This window comes from Mycobacterium sp. 852014-50255_SCH5639931, from assembly GCF_001665605.1.
Classification (GTDB): Bacteria; Actinomycetota; Actinomycetes; order Mycobacteriales; family Mycobacteriaceae; genus Mycobacterium; species Mycobacterium paraffinicum.
Genome location: NZ_LZSV01000031.1, coordinates 139,128 through 153,293, shown reverse-complemented (window position 1 = coordinate 153,293; position 14,166 = coordinate 139,128). Strand labels below are relative to the sequence as shown.

The following is a 14,166-nucleotide window of genomic DNA, read 5'->3' as shown; positions in this document are numbered from 1 at the left end:
TCACCAGCTCTGCGCCGAGGACACCAGCTCGTCCCGCACCGCCCTGGCCCGCTGTCGGGTGTCATCCAGCTCGCCGGTCACCGCGCAGCGAACCTCGATGTAGCACTTCAGCTTCGGCTCCGTCCCGGAAGGCCGCACCACCAGCCTGACCGACGCGTCGTCGTCGCCGCCGGTGAAGATCAGCGCGTCGACGATGTCGGTGACGGTCGCGGTGAACCCGGCCAGCGTCTCCGGTGGCGTCTCGCGCAGCCGCCGCATCAGCTCGGCGGCCTCGGCGGCGTCGGCGACGCGGCGCGACACCGCCGCGACGTCGTGCACGCCGTACCGCCGGGCGAGCTCGTCGAGCGCGTCGGAAACCGAACGGCCCTGGTCTTTGAGCGCGGCCACCAGATCGCACACCAGCACCGCGGCGCTGATGCCGTCCTTGTCGCGCACGGCGTCCGGGTCGACGCAGTGCCCGATCGCCTCCTCGTAGGCGTACACCAGCGTGCCGCCCGGCAGGTCGGCGTCGGCGCGCGCCAGCCACTTGAAGCCGGTGAGGGTTTCGACGTGGGTGGCCCCGTACCGGCGCGCGATGGCCGCCAGCATCCGTGATGACACCACGGTGCTGGCCACCACCGCCGCTCGGGGATCGGCGACCCGCGACAAGATGTAATCGCCCAGCAGCCAACCGGTTTCGTCCCCAGACAGCATGCGCCAGCCCGAGCCGGTGGGGACACCGACCGCGCATCGGTCGGCGTCGGGGTCGAGCGCGATCGCGACGTCGGCGGCGACCTCCGCGGCCAACGCGAGTAGCGCGTCCGTGGCGCCGGGCTCCTCGGGATTGGGGAAGGCGACGGTGGGAAAGTCGGGGTCCGGCGCGAACTGCGCTCCCACGGTGTGCACCTGCCCGAAGCCGGCGCGTTGCAACGCTTCCACGACCGCGGCGCCCCCCACCCCGTGCAGCGGGGTCAGAGCCACCCGCACCGAACCGGTGCCGCGCCGCACCGCGGCGGCCCGCGCGATGTAGCGCTCGACCAAATCGGTGACGGCGGGTTGCACCGGAGCTCGGCGGATTTCGTCGGCCGGGGGAGCGGCGGCGATCGCGGCCTCGATCTCGCGGTCGGTGGGGGAGACGATCTGGATTCCGCCGTCCGTGTAGACCTTGTAGCCGTTGTCGGTCGGCGGGTTGTGCGAGGCGGTGATCTGTATCCCGGCGGCGGCGCCGGTGTGGCGTACGGCGAACGCGACCACCGGCGTCGGCACCGGCCCGGGCAGCAGCAGCACCGAGAAGCCCTGGGCGGCAAGCACTTCGGCGGTGACGGTGGCGAAAACGGCGGAGCCGTGCCGGGAGTCGCGCCCGACGATCACCGGCCTGCCGGCAAGGCCGCGCCCGTCGAGCACCCGCGCCACCGCCCAGGTGGCGCGCGACACCACCGCCACGTTCATGGCGTCGGGACCGGCGCGCACCGGACCGCGCAGGCCGGCGGTGCCGAATGTGAGCGGGTGGGCAAAACGCGCGGCGAGCTCGTCGGGACCGCACGCCGCGAGTTCGGCGGCCGTCGCCGGGTCGGGATCGTGTGCGATCCACTCCGCCGCGGCGATCGCAAGCCCGGCGTGGCCGGGGGGCGCGGATCGCCGCCACTCCTCGGGCTTCATCTCAGAACCGGGCTACGACGTCGGCCAGCAGCGCGCCCATTCGGCTGGCGGACGCGGCGCCGGCGGCGAGCACTTCCGCGTGGCTCAGCGGCTCGCCGCTGATCCCGGCGGCCGCGTTGGTGACCAACGACACCCCCAGCACCTCGGCGCCGGCCGCCCGGGCCGCGATGGTCTCGTGCACGGTCGACATGCCGACCAGGTCGGCGCCCAGCGCCCGCAGCATGCGCACCTCGGCGGGGGTCTCATAGTGCGGCCCCGGCAGGCCGGCGTAGACGCCCTCGGTGAGCCCGGGGTCGCCCTGGCGAGCGAGGTCCCGCAGCCGCGGCGCGTAGGCGTCGGTCAGGTCCACGAACTGCGGGCCGACCAACGGCGAGCGGGCGGTCAGGTTGAGGTGGTCGCTGATCAGCACCGGCTGGCCGACCGCCAGGTCGAGCCGCAGGCCGCCGGCCGCGTTGGTGAGCACGACGATGCGCGCCCCGGCCGCGCAGGCCGCCCGCACCGGATGCACCACGTGGCACAGGTCGTGACCCTCGTAGGCGTGCACCCGACCGACCAGCACCAGCACCCGGCGCTCGCCGATGCGCGTCGAGATCAGCTCGCCGGTGTGCCCGACGGCGGTCGGTGGCGCGAACCCGGGCACGTCGGCCTGGGGCAGCACGGCGGTCGGGGAGCCGAGGGCGGCGACGGCCGGGCGCCATCCCGATCCGAGCACGATGGCGACGTCGTGCGCGGGCACGCCGGTGCGCTCAGCGATGACCTGCGCCGCCAGTCGCGCCAGTTCGGTGGGGTCGGACGCGGGGTCGCTCACAGTCGGGGAGCTTAGCGCCGCGACGGCCCGCGCCGGCATATGTGAAAATCTGCCGCATGAAACTTCGTAGGTGGCAGGTGGTCGGCCTGGCCGTCGCCGTTGCGGTGTCGCTGTTTTCGATCGCGGGCGGCCGGGTGCCGACGGCGCGGGCCGACGGATGCTCCGACGTTCAGCTCATCTTCGCCCGCGGCACCGCGGAGCCGCCCGGGCTCGGAGTCGCCGGAGACGCGCTGCTCGCCGCGCTGCAGCCCGCCCTCGGCTCGCGCAGCGTCGACGCGTACGCGGTGAACTACCCGGCCAGCTACAACTTCCTGCAGACCGCCGACGGCGCCAACGACGCCCGCGACCACATCGCGGAGATGGCCGACCAGTGCCCGAAGACGAAGCTGGTGCTTGGCGGTTTCTCGCAGGGCGCCGCCGCGGTCTCGATGCTGGCGGGGGTGCCGCCGCTGGGCGAGCGCATCGGCAACTTCGGGTCGGCTCCGGCGCTGGATCCGGGCCTGGCCAACAAGGTGGCGGCGGTGGCGGTGTTCGGCAATCCCGGCAACCGGTTCAACACGCCCCTGTCCACCGCGGGCCAGTTCGCCGGCCGCGCCATCGACATCTGCGTTGCCGGTGATCCGGTGTGCGTGGTCGGCGGCCGGGACCGGGAGGCCCACCACGATTACGGTGTGCCGCCCTACCCCGGACAGGCGGCGGGATTCATCGCCGGACTGGTGTAACTGAGGCCGTGAAGGTCGCGGTGGGATACTGCGAGAATGCCCACCACCGCATTGGACAACGTCGAGGATGTCGTGCGGCGACGGGGCTCCGACCTGGTTGAGCTGTCCCACGCCATCCACGCCGAGCCCGAGCTGGCGTTCGCCGAGCATCGCAGCTGCGCCAAGGCCCAGGCGCTGGTCGCCGAACGCGGTTTCGAGATCACCGCGTCCGCGGGCGGTCTGGACACCGCCTTTCGCGCCGACTTCGGCAGCGGGCCGCTGACCGTCGGGGTGTGCGCCGAATACGACGCGCTGCCCGAGATCGGCCACGCCTGCGGCCACAACATCATCGCCGCATCGGCGGTGGGCACCGCGCTGGCGCTGGCCGACGTGGCCGACGACCTGGGCCTGCGGGTGGCGCTGATCGGTACCCCCGCCGAAGAGATGGGCGGCGGCAAGGCGCTGCTGCTGCAGGCCGGGGTTTTCGATGACGTCGCTGCGGCGGTGATGCTGCATCCCGGACCGGCCGACATCGCCGCGGCCCGCTCGCTGGCGCTGTCGGAAGCGACCGTGCACTACCGTGGCAAGGAATCTCACGCCGCCGTCGCGCCGCATCAGGGCATCAACGCCGCCGACGCCGTCACTGTCGCGCAGGTGGCCGTCGGGCTGTTGCGGCAGCAGCTGGCCCCCGGCCAACTGGTGCACGGGATCGTCACCGATGGCGGCCAGGCGGTCAACGTCATCCCCGGGCACGCGACGCTGGAGTATGCGATGCGGGCGTTCGAGTCGGATTCGTTGAGACAGCTGGAGGGCAGGATGTATGCGTGCTTCGCCGCGGGTGCGCTGGCCACCGGCTGCGAGTACGAGATCGACAACCCGGCACCCGCCTACGACGAACTCAGGCCCGACGAATGGCTGGCCGACGTCTTCCGCGACGAGATGCGCCGGCTCGGGCGCGAGCCGGTGGCCCGCGAGTTCGAGGCGGCGCTGCCCATGGGCAGCACCGACATGGGCAACGTGACGCACGTGCTGCCGGGGATCCATCCGGTGGTCGGGGTCGACGCCGGCGGCGCCACGGTGCACCAGCGCGCGTTCGCCACCGCCGCCGCCAGCCCGAGCGGGGACCGCGCCGTCGTGGAGGGTGCGATCATGCTGGCTCGCACGGTGGTTCAGCTGGCCCAGACGCCGGCCGAACGTGACCGCGTGCTGGCTGCGCGGGAACGGCGGGTGCACGCATGAGCCTCGCCGACGCCGCCTCCTCCTGGCTGGCCGTACACCACGACGACCTGGTCGAATGGCGCCGGCACATCCACCGCTACCCCGAGCTGGGCCGCCAGGAGTACGCCACCACCCAGTTCGTCGCCGAGCGGCTGGCCGACGCGGGGCTCAACCCCAAGGTGCTGCCCGGCGGCACCGGACTGGTCTGCGATCTCGGGCCCGAACACGAGCCGCGAATCGCGCTGCGGGCCGACATGGACGCGCTGCCCATGGCCGAGCGGACCGGCGCGCCCTACACCTCCACCATGCCCAACGTCGCGCACGCCTGCGGCCATGACGCCCATACCGCGATCCTGCTCGGCACCGCGCTGACCCTGGCGTCGGTGCCGGAGCTGCCGGTCGGGGTTCGGCTGATCTTCCAGGCCGCCGAGGAGCTGATGCCCGGCGGCGCGATCGACGCCATCGCCGCGGGCGCGATCACCGGGGTGTCGCGGATCTTCGCCCTGCACTGCGACCCCCGGCTCGAGGTCGGGCAGATCGCGGTCCGGCACGGACCCATCACCTCGGCGGCCGACCAGATCGAGATCACCCTGCATTCGCCGGGCGGCCACACGTCCCGTCCGCACCTGACCGCCGACCTGGTCTACGGGCTCGGCACGCTGATCACCGGGCTGCCCGGCGTGTTGTCGCGCCGCATCGACCCGCGCAACGGCACCGTGCTGGTGTGGGGCGCGGTCAACGCGGGGGTGGCCGCCAACGCCATTCCGCAGAGCGGTGTGCTGGGCGGCACGGTCCGCACCGCCAGCCGGCAGACCTGGGTGGGCCTCGAGGAGATCATCCGCGAGACGGTGTCGGCGCTGCTGGCGCCGCTGGGCATCGACCACACGCTGCAATACCGGCGCGGCGTGCCGCCGGTGGTCAACGAGGACGTCTCGACCCGCATCCTCACCCACGCGATCGAGGCCATCGGCCCGGACGCGCTGGCCGACACCCGTCAGTCCGGCGGGGGCGAGGACTTCTCCTGGTACCTCGAGGAGATTCCCGGCGCGATGGCGCGCCTGGGCGTGTGGCCGGGCCAGGGGCCGCAGCTGGATTTGCACCAGCCGACGTTCGACCTCGACGAGCGCGCCCTGGCGATCGGGCTGCGCGTGATGGTCAACATCGTCGAGCAGGCGGCCGCGTTCTCGCTGCCCTAGCTCGTGGCACGCACGACGTGCTGGGCGATGTGTGCGTAGGTTCGCCGGGTGACGTCGGTCGCCGCGCTCATGATGTTGTAGCCGTGGTCGACGCCGGCCACCTCGTGGTACTCCGCCAATGCCCCTGCGGCGTCGAGCTTTTCGGCGTATCTGCGGGCCTCGTCGCAAAGCCGGTCGTGTTCGGCCGTGACGACCAGTGCCGGTGCGATGCCCGCGATTCCGTCCGCGTTGTCACCCCAGGCGGGAGAGGCGAGGCGGTCGCGCCGCTGCGCCGGGTCGGGTACGTAAGCGGTGTCGAACACCTCGCCCATCCACGGTTTCATGACCGCCCGGTCGCCGGCGCTGGACAGCTTGTCGCGGGTGGGCGTCACGAGGTCAAGCGGCGCGTAATGCAGCACCTGCAACGCGATCCGTGGCCCGCCGTTCTCCAGCGCCTGCCGTGCCGCGGCGGCGCTGAGGTTGCCGCCGGCGCTCTGGCCCCCGACGCAGAGCCGGCTGCCGTCCCAGTCGCGGTCGGGGGCGGCCGCCCAGCACACGATGTCGTAGACCTGATGTGGCGCCGCGGGAAAGCGGTGACGCGGCGCCAGCACATAGTCCGGGTTGATCACAACGACGCCCGCGTTCGCGGCGAGGTATCGGCACCACGGATCGTCTTGTTCGGGGTGACCGACCACGAAGCCACCGCCGTGCACGTTGACGTAGACGGACGGGTTCGCCGTGCCGGCCGGCGGGTGGTAGACGGTTGCCGGTACGGGACCGTGCCGGGCGGGGATGGAGACCTCAGAGGTCTGGCTCCGGAATTCTGGAAACCGCACGGCGGCTTTCGGAGCCGGCCTGACCGTGGCGGCGAACGTGCGGGCCAGTGCGTCGGCGACGACTGGTGTGGAGAGAATCGACACGGGCCTTAGGAGCCGGTTCCCGGGCCGATGTTGTGGGCCGGTCGAGTTCGCAGGTTGTGCACGTAATCGGCTGGCGCTCCGGCGATTTCGGCCGCATCGGCCATCACGCCCAGGTATCGCGCCGACGGCAGCCCGCCCTCCCAGGCGTCGAGCACATACAGCCATGCCAGCACGGGGTCGGTGCTGGTGTCCGACGAGATGCGCTCCACCCGGCAGCGGATCTTCTTGTGCACCCCGAACTCGGAGCCCTCCCACCGGTCGAGGTTGTTCTCGTCGGCCGGGGTCATGTCGTACAGGACGACGAACACCTTGGAATTCGGATCTTCGACGACGGTGGCCAGCGCGCCTTCCCAGCCGATGTCCTCGCCCCCGAACGTCAAGCGCCACCCGTGCAACCAGCCCGTTCCGGCCATCGGCGAATGGGGTGCGCGCTTGAGCATCTGCTCAGGATCCATGTTCGACCCGTAGGCGGCGTAGAGCGGCACGGGGAAAGCTTAGACGTCACGGGCACGAGCGGTCTTCTCCCGAGGGCTCTCGCGGCCGCGCCTCCACCTGCGGGCTGGCGGGTCACCCCGCTAGGTTGGGGCTGTGGCGACCCGCATCGTGATCCTCGGTGGAGGCCCGGCCGGTTACGAAGCCGCGCTGGTGGCCGCCACCTCACACCCCGACACCACCCACGTCACGGTGATCGACTCCGACGGGATCGGCGGCGCGGCCGTGCTGGACGACTGCGTGCCGTCCAAGACGTTCATCGCCTCGACCTGGCTGCGCACCGAGTTGCGCAGGGCACCGCGGCTCGGCTTCGACATCGACATCGACGACGCCAGGATCTCGCTGCCGCAGATTCATGCCCGGGTCAAACAACTCGCCACCGAGCAGTCGGCCGATATCACCGAACAGCTGCTCGGCATGGGCGTGCATGTGGTCGCCGGGCACGGCGAGCTGATCGACCCCACGCCAGGGCTGGCCTGCCACCGCATCAAGGCGACCCATTCCGGTTCGGGGTCCGACGGCCCCGTCACCAGCGAGTACGAGGCCGACGTCGTGCTGATCGCGACGGGCGCCAGCCCGCGGGTCCTGCCGTCCGCGCAGCCCGACGGTGAGCGGATCCTGACCTGGCGGCAGCTCTACAACCTGGAGGCGCTGCCCGAACACCTCATCGTGGTCGGGTCGGGCGTCACCGGCGCCGAGTTCGTGCACGCCTACACCGAGCTGGGCGTACCCGTGACGGTGGTCGCCAGCCGGGACCGGGTGCTGCCCTACGAGGACGCCGACGCCGCGTTGGTTCTGGAAGAGGCGTTTTCCGAGCGCGGTGTCGAGCTGGTCAAGAACGCCCGCGCCCAGTCGGTGACCCGCACCGACGGCGGCGTGCTGGTCACCCTGGCCGACGGGCGCACCGTCGAGGGCAGCCACGCCCTGATGACCATCGGGTCGGTCCCCAACACCGGCGGCCTCGGCCTGGACCGCGTCGGCATCGAGCTGGGCCGCGGCGGCTACCTGACCGTGGACCGGGTATCGCGGACCTCGGTGGCCGGCATCTATGCCGCCGGTGACTGCACCGGCCTGCTGCCGCTGGCCTCGGTGGCCGCCATGCAGGGCCGCATCGCGATGTATCACGCGCTGGGCGAGGGCGTCAGCCCGATCCGGTTGCGCACGGTGGCCGCAACGGTGTTCACCCGGCCGGAGATCGCGGCCGTCGGGGTGCCGCAAACGATGATCGACGACGGTTCGGTGTCGGCCCGCACGATCATGCTGCCGCTGCGCACCAACGCGCGGGCCAAGATGTCCGGGCTGCAACAGGGTTTCGTGAAGATGTTCTGCCGGAAGTCCACCGGCGTGGTGATCGGCGGCGTGGTGGTGGCCCCGATCGCCTCGGAACTGATCCTGCCGATCGCCGTGGCCGTCCAAAACCGCATCACGGTCAACGAGCTGGCGCAGACGCTCGCCGTTTACCCCTCGCTGTCCGGTTCGATCACCGAGGCCGCTCGTCGGCTGATGGCGCACGACGATCTCGACTAGCCTTGGTCCGACACCGTCCTACTGGCGAGTAACCGACAGGAGTTTCCCGGTGAGGAGTCCTCTGCCGTGAGCAACCCGATACAGGCGCCCCAAAGCACACAGACCTGGGCGGCTTCCACGTTGGGACCTCAGCAGCGCGCGCTGGCGTGGGAGCGACTCGGCGCCGAGCAGTTCGACGTCGTCGTCATCGGCGGCGGCGTGGTGGGCTCCGGTTGCGCGCTGGACGCCGCCACCCGCGGGCTCAAGGTGGCGCTGGTCGAGGCGCGCGATTTCGCGTCGGGCACCTCGAGTCGGTCGTCGAAGATGTTTCACGGTGGGTTGCGTTATCTGGAACAACTGGAGTTCGGGCTGGTGCGCGAGGCGCTTTACGAGCGGGAGCTGTCGCTGACCACCCTGGCGCCGCATCTGGTCAAGCCGATGCCGTTCTTGTTTCCACTGACCAATCGAGTGTGGGAGCGGCCCTACGTCGCCGCGGGCATCTTCCTTTACGACCGGATGGGCGGCGCGAAATCCGTTCCGGCGCAAAGGCATCTGACCCGGGCCGGCGCGTTGCGGTTGAGCCCGGGGCTCAAGCGCAGCGCGTTGATCGGCGGAATCCGCTACTACGACACCGTCGTCGACGACGCCCGGCACACCATGACCGTCGCGCGCACCGCCGCCCACTACGGCGCGGTGGTGCGGACCTCCACGCAGGTGGTCGCGATGCTGCGCGAGGGCGACCGGGTGACCGGCGTGCGGGTCCGCGACTCCGAGAACGGCGCCGTCACCGAAGTCCGCGGCCACGTCGTGGTCAATGCGACCGGGGTGTGGACCGACGAGATTCAGGCATTGTCCAAGCAGCGCGGGCGATTTCAGGTGCGCGCGTCCAAGGGCGTGCACGTGGTGGTGCCGCGCGACCGTATCGTCAGCGACGTCGCGATCATCCTGCGCACCGAGAAATCGGTGATGTTCGTCATCCCGTGGGGCACGCACTGGATCATCGGCACGACCGACACCGACTGGAACCTGGACCTGGCCCACCCCGCGGCCACCAAGGCCGACATCGACTACATCCTGCAGACGGTCAACACCGTGCTCGCCATTCCGCTGACCCATGCCGACATCGACGGCGTGTACGCCGGGCTGAGGCCGCTGCTGGCCGGAGAGAGCGAGGAGACCTCCAAACTGTCGCGCGAGCACGCCGTGGCGGTGCCCGCGCCGGGATTGGTGGCCATCGCCGGCGGCAAGTACACCACCTATCGGGTGATGGCCGCCGATGCGATCGACGCCGCGGCCCAGTTCGTCCCGGCCCGCGTGGCGCCCTCGATCACCGAGAAGGTCAGCCTGCTGGGCGCCGACGGTTACTTCGCCCTGGTGAATCAGGCCGAACACGTTGCGGGGCTGCAAGGTTTGCATCCGTACCGGGTGCGGCATCTGCTGGATCGCTACGGTTCGCTGATCGGCGACGTGCTGGGTCTGGCGGCCGGAAACGCCGACCTGCTCAGCCCGATCAAGGAGGCGCCGGGCTACCTGAAGGTGGAGGCCCTGTACGCAGTCATCGCCGAGGGGGCGCTGCATCTCGAGGACATCCTGGCCCGCCGGATGCGCATCTCCATCGAGTACTCGCACCGCGGCGTGGACTGCGCCCGTGAGGTCGCCGAGGTGGTCGCGCCCGTGCTGGGCTGGAGCGCCGCGGACGTCGAGCGTGAGGTGGCGAACTACTCCGCGCGGGTGGAGGCCGAGATCTTGTCGCAGGCCCAGCCCGACGACGTGTCGGCCGACGAGCTGCGGGCCAGTGCCCCGGAGGCGCGCGCCGAGATCCTCGAGCCGGTGCCTTTGAATTGAGCGTGTGGTGAGGCCGGCGCCGCTGCCGGTGCGCGACGGGCTCGGCCCGGCGCGGGTGCGGCTGCGCGGCGGACCGGTCCTGGCCGAGCTGACCGAGCGGTTCGGCGCGGCCGCGCGGTCGAAAGTGCTGGCCGGGGAGGTGGTCGACGCCGACGGTGCGGTGGTCGACGAGGCCACGGCGCTGCCCGCCGGCGCACACGTGTTTCTGTACCGGGAGCTGACTCATGAAGTTCCGGTGCCGTTCGACATCCCGGTCCTGCATCGCGATGCGGACATCGTGGTGGTCGACAAACCGCACTTCCTGGCCACCATGCCCCGCGGCAGGCACGTGGCGCAGACGGCGCTGGTGCGGCTGCGCCGGGAACTGGGCCTGCCGGAGTTAAGCCCGGCGCATCGGCTCGACCGGTTGACCGCCGGGGTGTTGCTGTTCACCGCGCGCCGCGAGATGCGCGGTGCATACCAGACGCTGTTCTCGCGGGGGTTGGTGCGCAAGACGTATCTGGCGCGCGCCGGCGTGGATCCGGCACTGGTGTTGCCGCGCGTGGTGCGCAGCCGGATCGTCAAGCGGCGCGGGGTTTTGCAGGCTGTCTGCGAACCCGGAGCGCCCAACGCGGAGACGCTGGTGGAACTTGTCTCCCCGGACGGCCTGTACCGGCTGACCCCGCGCACCGGGCGCACCCACCAGCTGCGCGTGCACATGGCCGCCCTCGGCGTGCCGATCGACGGAGACCCGTTGTACCCCAACATCATTGACGTGCCGGCCGACGACTTCAGCACTCCGCTGCGGCTGCTGGCGCAGCGCCTCGAGTTCGACGATCCGGTGACGGGTGCCCGGCGGGAATTCGTCAGCCGGCGATCGCTGGGCTGATTTCGTCGGAGGCCGGTGGCGCCCAGGCGCTAAAGCTCCTTACCGGGTTGGGTTATCGGGTGGGACCGGGAGGCCGGGGCAGACCGCGATGTAGGGGGTGTCGGGTGAGACCCACTCTTTCCACTGCTGATGGCTCATGTTCGCAGCGAGCTTGTCGCACAGCAGCGCGGGCCAGTCCGCCGGGGATAGCGCGGGCCACAGCCGCAGCGTGGTGTCGTCGCTGCCGGAGACGATGCGCTGCCCGTCGCGGCTGAACGCCACGCTCTCCACCTGGGCGGTGTGGCCGGTCAGGGGGGCGCCGATGGGCTGGCCGGTGGCCGCATCCCACAGCCGCAGCGTGGCGTCGTCGCTGCCGGAGAGGATGCGCTGCCCGTCGGGGCTGAACGCCACGCTCCACACCTGGCCGGTGTGGCCGGTCAGGGGGGCGCCGATGGGTTGGCCGGTGGCCGCGTCCCAGATTCGCAGCGTGGTGTCGATGCTGCCGGAGACGATGCGGCGTCCGTCGGGGCTGAACGCCACGCTCCGCACCTGGGCGGTGTGGCCGGTCAGGGGAGCGCCGATGGGCTGGCCGGTGGCCGCGTCCCACAACCGCAGCGTGGCGTCGAAGCCGCCGGAGACGATGCGGCGCCCGTCGGGGCTGAACGCCACGCTCCACACCTGGCCGGTGCGGCTGGTCAGGGGGGCGCCGATGGGCTGGCCGGTGGCCGCGTCCCAGATCCGCACTGTCCCGTCGCCGCTGCCGGACACGATGCGCTGCCCGTCGGGGCTGAACGCCACGCTGGTCACCCAGTCCGTATGACCGGTCAGGGGGGCGCCGATCGGCTGGCCGGTGCCGGCGTCCCACAGCCGCAGGGTCTTGTCGCCGCTCGCGGAGGCGATGCGCTGCCCGTCTGGGCTGAACGCCACGGCCGACACCGTGCGGGTGTGGCCGGTCAGTGGCGCGCCGATGGGCCGGCCGGTGCCGGTGTCCCACAGCCGCAGGGTCTTGTCGTCACTCCCGGAGGCTATGCGCTGCCCGTCGGGGCTGAACGCCACTCCGATCACCGGAAGCGTGTGCCCGGTGATGGATTCCTCCGCGTGTGGGTCCCACACCCGCAGCGTCTTGTCCCAACTGCCGGAGACAATGTGGCGTCCGTCCGGGCTGAAGGCCACACTCCAAACCCAGTTGAGGTGGCCCGTCAGCGGGGTGCCGATGGGTCGTCCGGTAGCCGCGTCCCAGATCCGCACCGTGTGGTCGCCGCTGCCGGAGCAGATCCGCGTGCCGTCGGGGCTGAAAGCCACCCCGTACACGCCGCTCTTGTGGCCGGTCAGTGGGGCGCCGATGGGCCGGCCGGTGTCGGCGTCCCACAGCCGCAGGGTGTTGTCGTGGCTGCCGGAGACGATGCGCTGCCCGTCGGGGCTGAACGCGACGCTGAGCACCCAGCTCGTGTGACCGGTCATCGGGGCGCCGATGCGCCGGCCGGTGTCGGCGTCCCACAGCCGCAGGCTCTCATCCCAACTGCCGGAGACAATCCGGTGCCCGTCCGGGCTGAACGCCACGCTGAGCACCGCGTCGGTGTGGCCGATAAGCGGGGCGCCGATGGGCCGGCCGGTGCCGGCGTCCCAGAGCCGCAGCTTGTTGTCGAGACTGCCTGAAACGATGCGCCGCCCATCCGGGCTGAAAGCCACACTGCGCACCGCGTCGGTGTGGCCGGTCAGTGGGGCGCCGATGGGCTGGCCGGTGGCCGCATCCCACAACCGCAGGGTGTTGTCGGAGCTCCCGGAGGCGATGCGCCGCCCGTCGGGGCTGAACGCCACGCTCCGCACTGGGGCGGTGTGGCCGGTCAATGGCGCGCCGATCGGTTGGCCGGTGGCCGCATCCCACAACCGCAGGGCCTTGTCGTCGCCGCCGGAGACGATGCGCCGCCCGTCCGGGCTGACTGCCACGCTGTTCACCGGGTCGGCTAACTGGATCATCTTGACGGTGCTTCGCCGAGCCACCACCCCGGTGAACAGTGCGCCGGTGTCGGCATTCGGCGAGATACGCGGCGCGGCCAGGATCTGCTGCAGCGCCCGCACGTCACCGCCACCTTCGACACCGGCAAGCATGGCCTGTCCTTGCGAGGTCAACTTCAGCGCCACAGCCCGGTCCCGCTCGCGTTCGGCTCGTTGTCGCTGCTGGGTAGCTTCGTGTTGTTTCACGACCGCGATCGATGCCGCCACGACTGCGAGGAGAGTAAGGAAAACCAGTCCCGCGATGGCGGCTCGGCGAAAGCGCCGGAAGCGCCGCTGTTCACGCAGGTCGTCGCTGGCAAGCTCATACTTGGACTTCCCATGGATGGGGGCGGCCAGGTCGGTGACCTTGTCCCGGAAGGCGTGCCCGTGCGGATCCCATGGCGCGTCGCCGCTGATGTCGACATAAAGCGGTTCGGCGGGCAGCACCCCAGGCTCGGTCAGCACCGGCAACGCAACATCCGACCGGCCGGGATCAAACCGGCGGTTCTCGCCGTCCCAGCACAGCTGGCCCTCCACCACCACCACCAACAGCTGGTCGGGACCGCGCCGATCCAGCCAGTAGGCGACCTCCTGGTTGACCCAATGAGAGCCCGCCGCCGACGACGAAAGCACCACAATCAGATAGCGCGATTGGTCCATCGCGTTGCTGACCTTGCCCCACAGGTTGGGATTGGCGGCCAGGTCGGTGCTATCCCGAAACACCCGCAACGCGTTCAACTTGCCCACGCGACGACCGATGTGGTGCAAGCCCTTCTGGATCCCGGCCACGGCCTCCCCGTCACGATGGCTGTAGGACAGGAACGCGTCGTAGGTGAACGACGGTCGTTGAGCCTGGTTTGGTGGCTCCGCACGTACTGCGCTGTGGGCGGACATTTGACCCCCGAGGTCGACGGGCTGCTTTCGCATCTTCAATCGGGTGAGCCAACGGGCGACAGGGGCTTTCGACTCTAAGCGGGGCAGGCGGGCGGAGCTAACTCCGCGCCCTCGGGGACTTTCGTCT

General features: G+C 71.1%; 11 protein-coding genes. 6 read left to right on the top strand and 5 right to left on the bottom strand.

All coding sequences use genetic code 11. The features are described from left to right. Positions 1–1,584, bottom strand: coding sequence for a phospho-sugar mutase (locus A5758_RS18260; protein ID WP_067742895.1), 1,584 nt, complete (start codon positions 1,582–1,584; stop codon positions 1–3). Positions 1,585–1,639: 55 nt separating this feature from the next. After that, on the bottom strand, positions 1,640–2,446 hold the full coding sequence (locus A5758_RS18255; protein ID WP_067742892.1) for a purine-nucleoside phosphorylase: 807 nt from the start codon (positions 2,444–2,446) through the stop codon (positions 1,640–1,642). 56 nt (positions 2,447–2,502) lie between these two features. Between A5758_RS18255 and A5758_RS18250 the strand changes: the two genes are divergently transcribed. Genes A5758_RS18250 through A5758_RS18240 form a run of 3 tightly spaced genes read left to right on the top strand, consistent with a single transcriptional unit; the run spans position 2,503 to position 5,561 of the window. Next, entirely contained in the window at positions 2,503–3,168 is a 666-nt protein-coding gene (locus A5758_RS18250) for a cutinase family protein (protein ID WP_067742890.1), read from the top strand. Positions 3,169–3,204: 36 nt separating this feature from the next. Further along, on the top strand, positions 3,205–4,386 hold the full coding sequence (locus A5758_RS18245; protein WP_067742754.1) for a M20 family metallopeptidase: 1,182 nt from the start codon (positions 3,205–3,207) through the stop codon (positions 4,384–4,386). Then, positions 4,383–5,561 carry an amidohydrolase gene (locus A5758_RS18240; RefSeq protein WP_067205138.1) on the top strand — a complete coding sequence of 393 codons (1,179 nt, stop codon included), beginning with the start codon at positions 4,383–4,385 and terminating at the stop codon, positions 5,559–5,561. Before A5758_RS18245 ends, A5758_RS18240 begins: the two co-directional genes overlap by 4 nt. Here A5758_RS18240 and A5758_RS18235 read toward each other — a convergent pair. Together A5758_RS18235 and A5758_RS18230 are read right to left on the bottom strand one after the other, a co-directional pair. After that, positions 5,558–6,376 carry an alpha/beta hydrolase gene (locus tag A5758_RS18235; protein ID WP_067742887.1) on the bottom strand — a complete coding sequence of 273 codons (819 nt, stop codon included), beginning with the start codon at positions 6,374–6,376 and terminating at the stop codon, positions 5,558–5,560. The two genes, A5758_RS18240 and A5758_RS18235, sit on opposite strands and share 4 nt — an antisense overlap. Positions 6,377–6,465: 89 nt before the next feature. Beyond that, positions 6,466–6,945, bottom strand: a complete 480-nt coding sequence (locus tag A5758_RS18230) for a gamma-glutamylcyclotransferase (RefSeq protein ID WP_067742751.1) — start codon at positions 6,943–6,945, stop codon at positions 6,466–6,468. Positions 6,946–7,048: 103 nt separating this feature from the next. On the opposite strand from A5758_RS18230, the gene A5758_RS18225 reads away from it, so the two are divergent. The 3 genes from A5758_RS18225 to A5758_RS18215 all read left to right on the top strand — a co-directional run bounded on the left by A5758_RS18225 (position 7,049) and on the right by A5758_RS18215 (position 11,171). Then, complete coding sequence (locus A5758_RS18225; RefSeq protein ID WP_067742749.1) at positions 7,049–8,479, top strand: NAD(P)H-quinone dehydrogenase; 1,431 nt, start codon at positions 7,049–7,051, stop codon at positions 8,477–8,479. Positions 8,480–8,545: 66 nt separating this feature from the next. Further along, positions 8,546–10,303 carry a glycerol-3-phosphate dehydrogenase/oxidase gene (locus A5758_RS18220; protein ID WP_067742746.1) on the top strand — a complete coding sequence of 586 codons (1,758 nt, stop codon included), beginning with the start codon at positions 8,546–8,548 and terminating at the stop codon, positions 10,301–10,303. Between the two features lie 7 nt (positions 10,304–10,310). After that, positions 10,311–11,171 carry a pseudouridine synthase gene (locus tag A5758_RS18215; protein ID WP_067742884.1) on the top strand — a complete coding sequence of 287 codons (861 nt, stop codon included), beginning with the start codon at positions 10,311–10,313 and terminating at the stop codon, positions 11,169–11,171. 39 nt (positions 11,172–11,210) lie between these two features. Here the strand turns inward: A5758_RS18215 and A5758_RS18210 are convergent, their stop codons facing one another. After that, positions 11,211–14,072, bottom strand: a complete 2,862-nt coding sequence (locus A5758_RS18210) for a TIR domain-containing protein (RefSeq protein WP_082939749.1) — start codon at positions 14,070–14,072, stop codon at positions 11,211–11,213. Between the last annotated feature and the right edge of the window lie 94 nt (positions 14,073–14,166).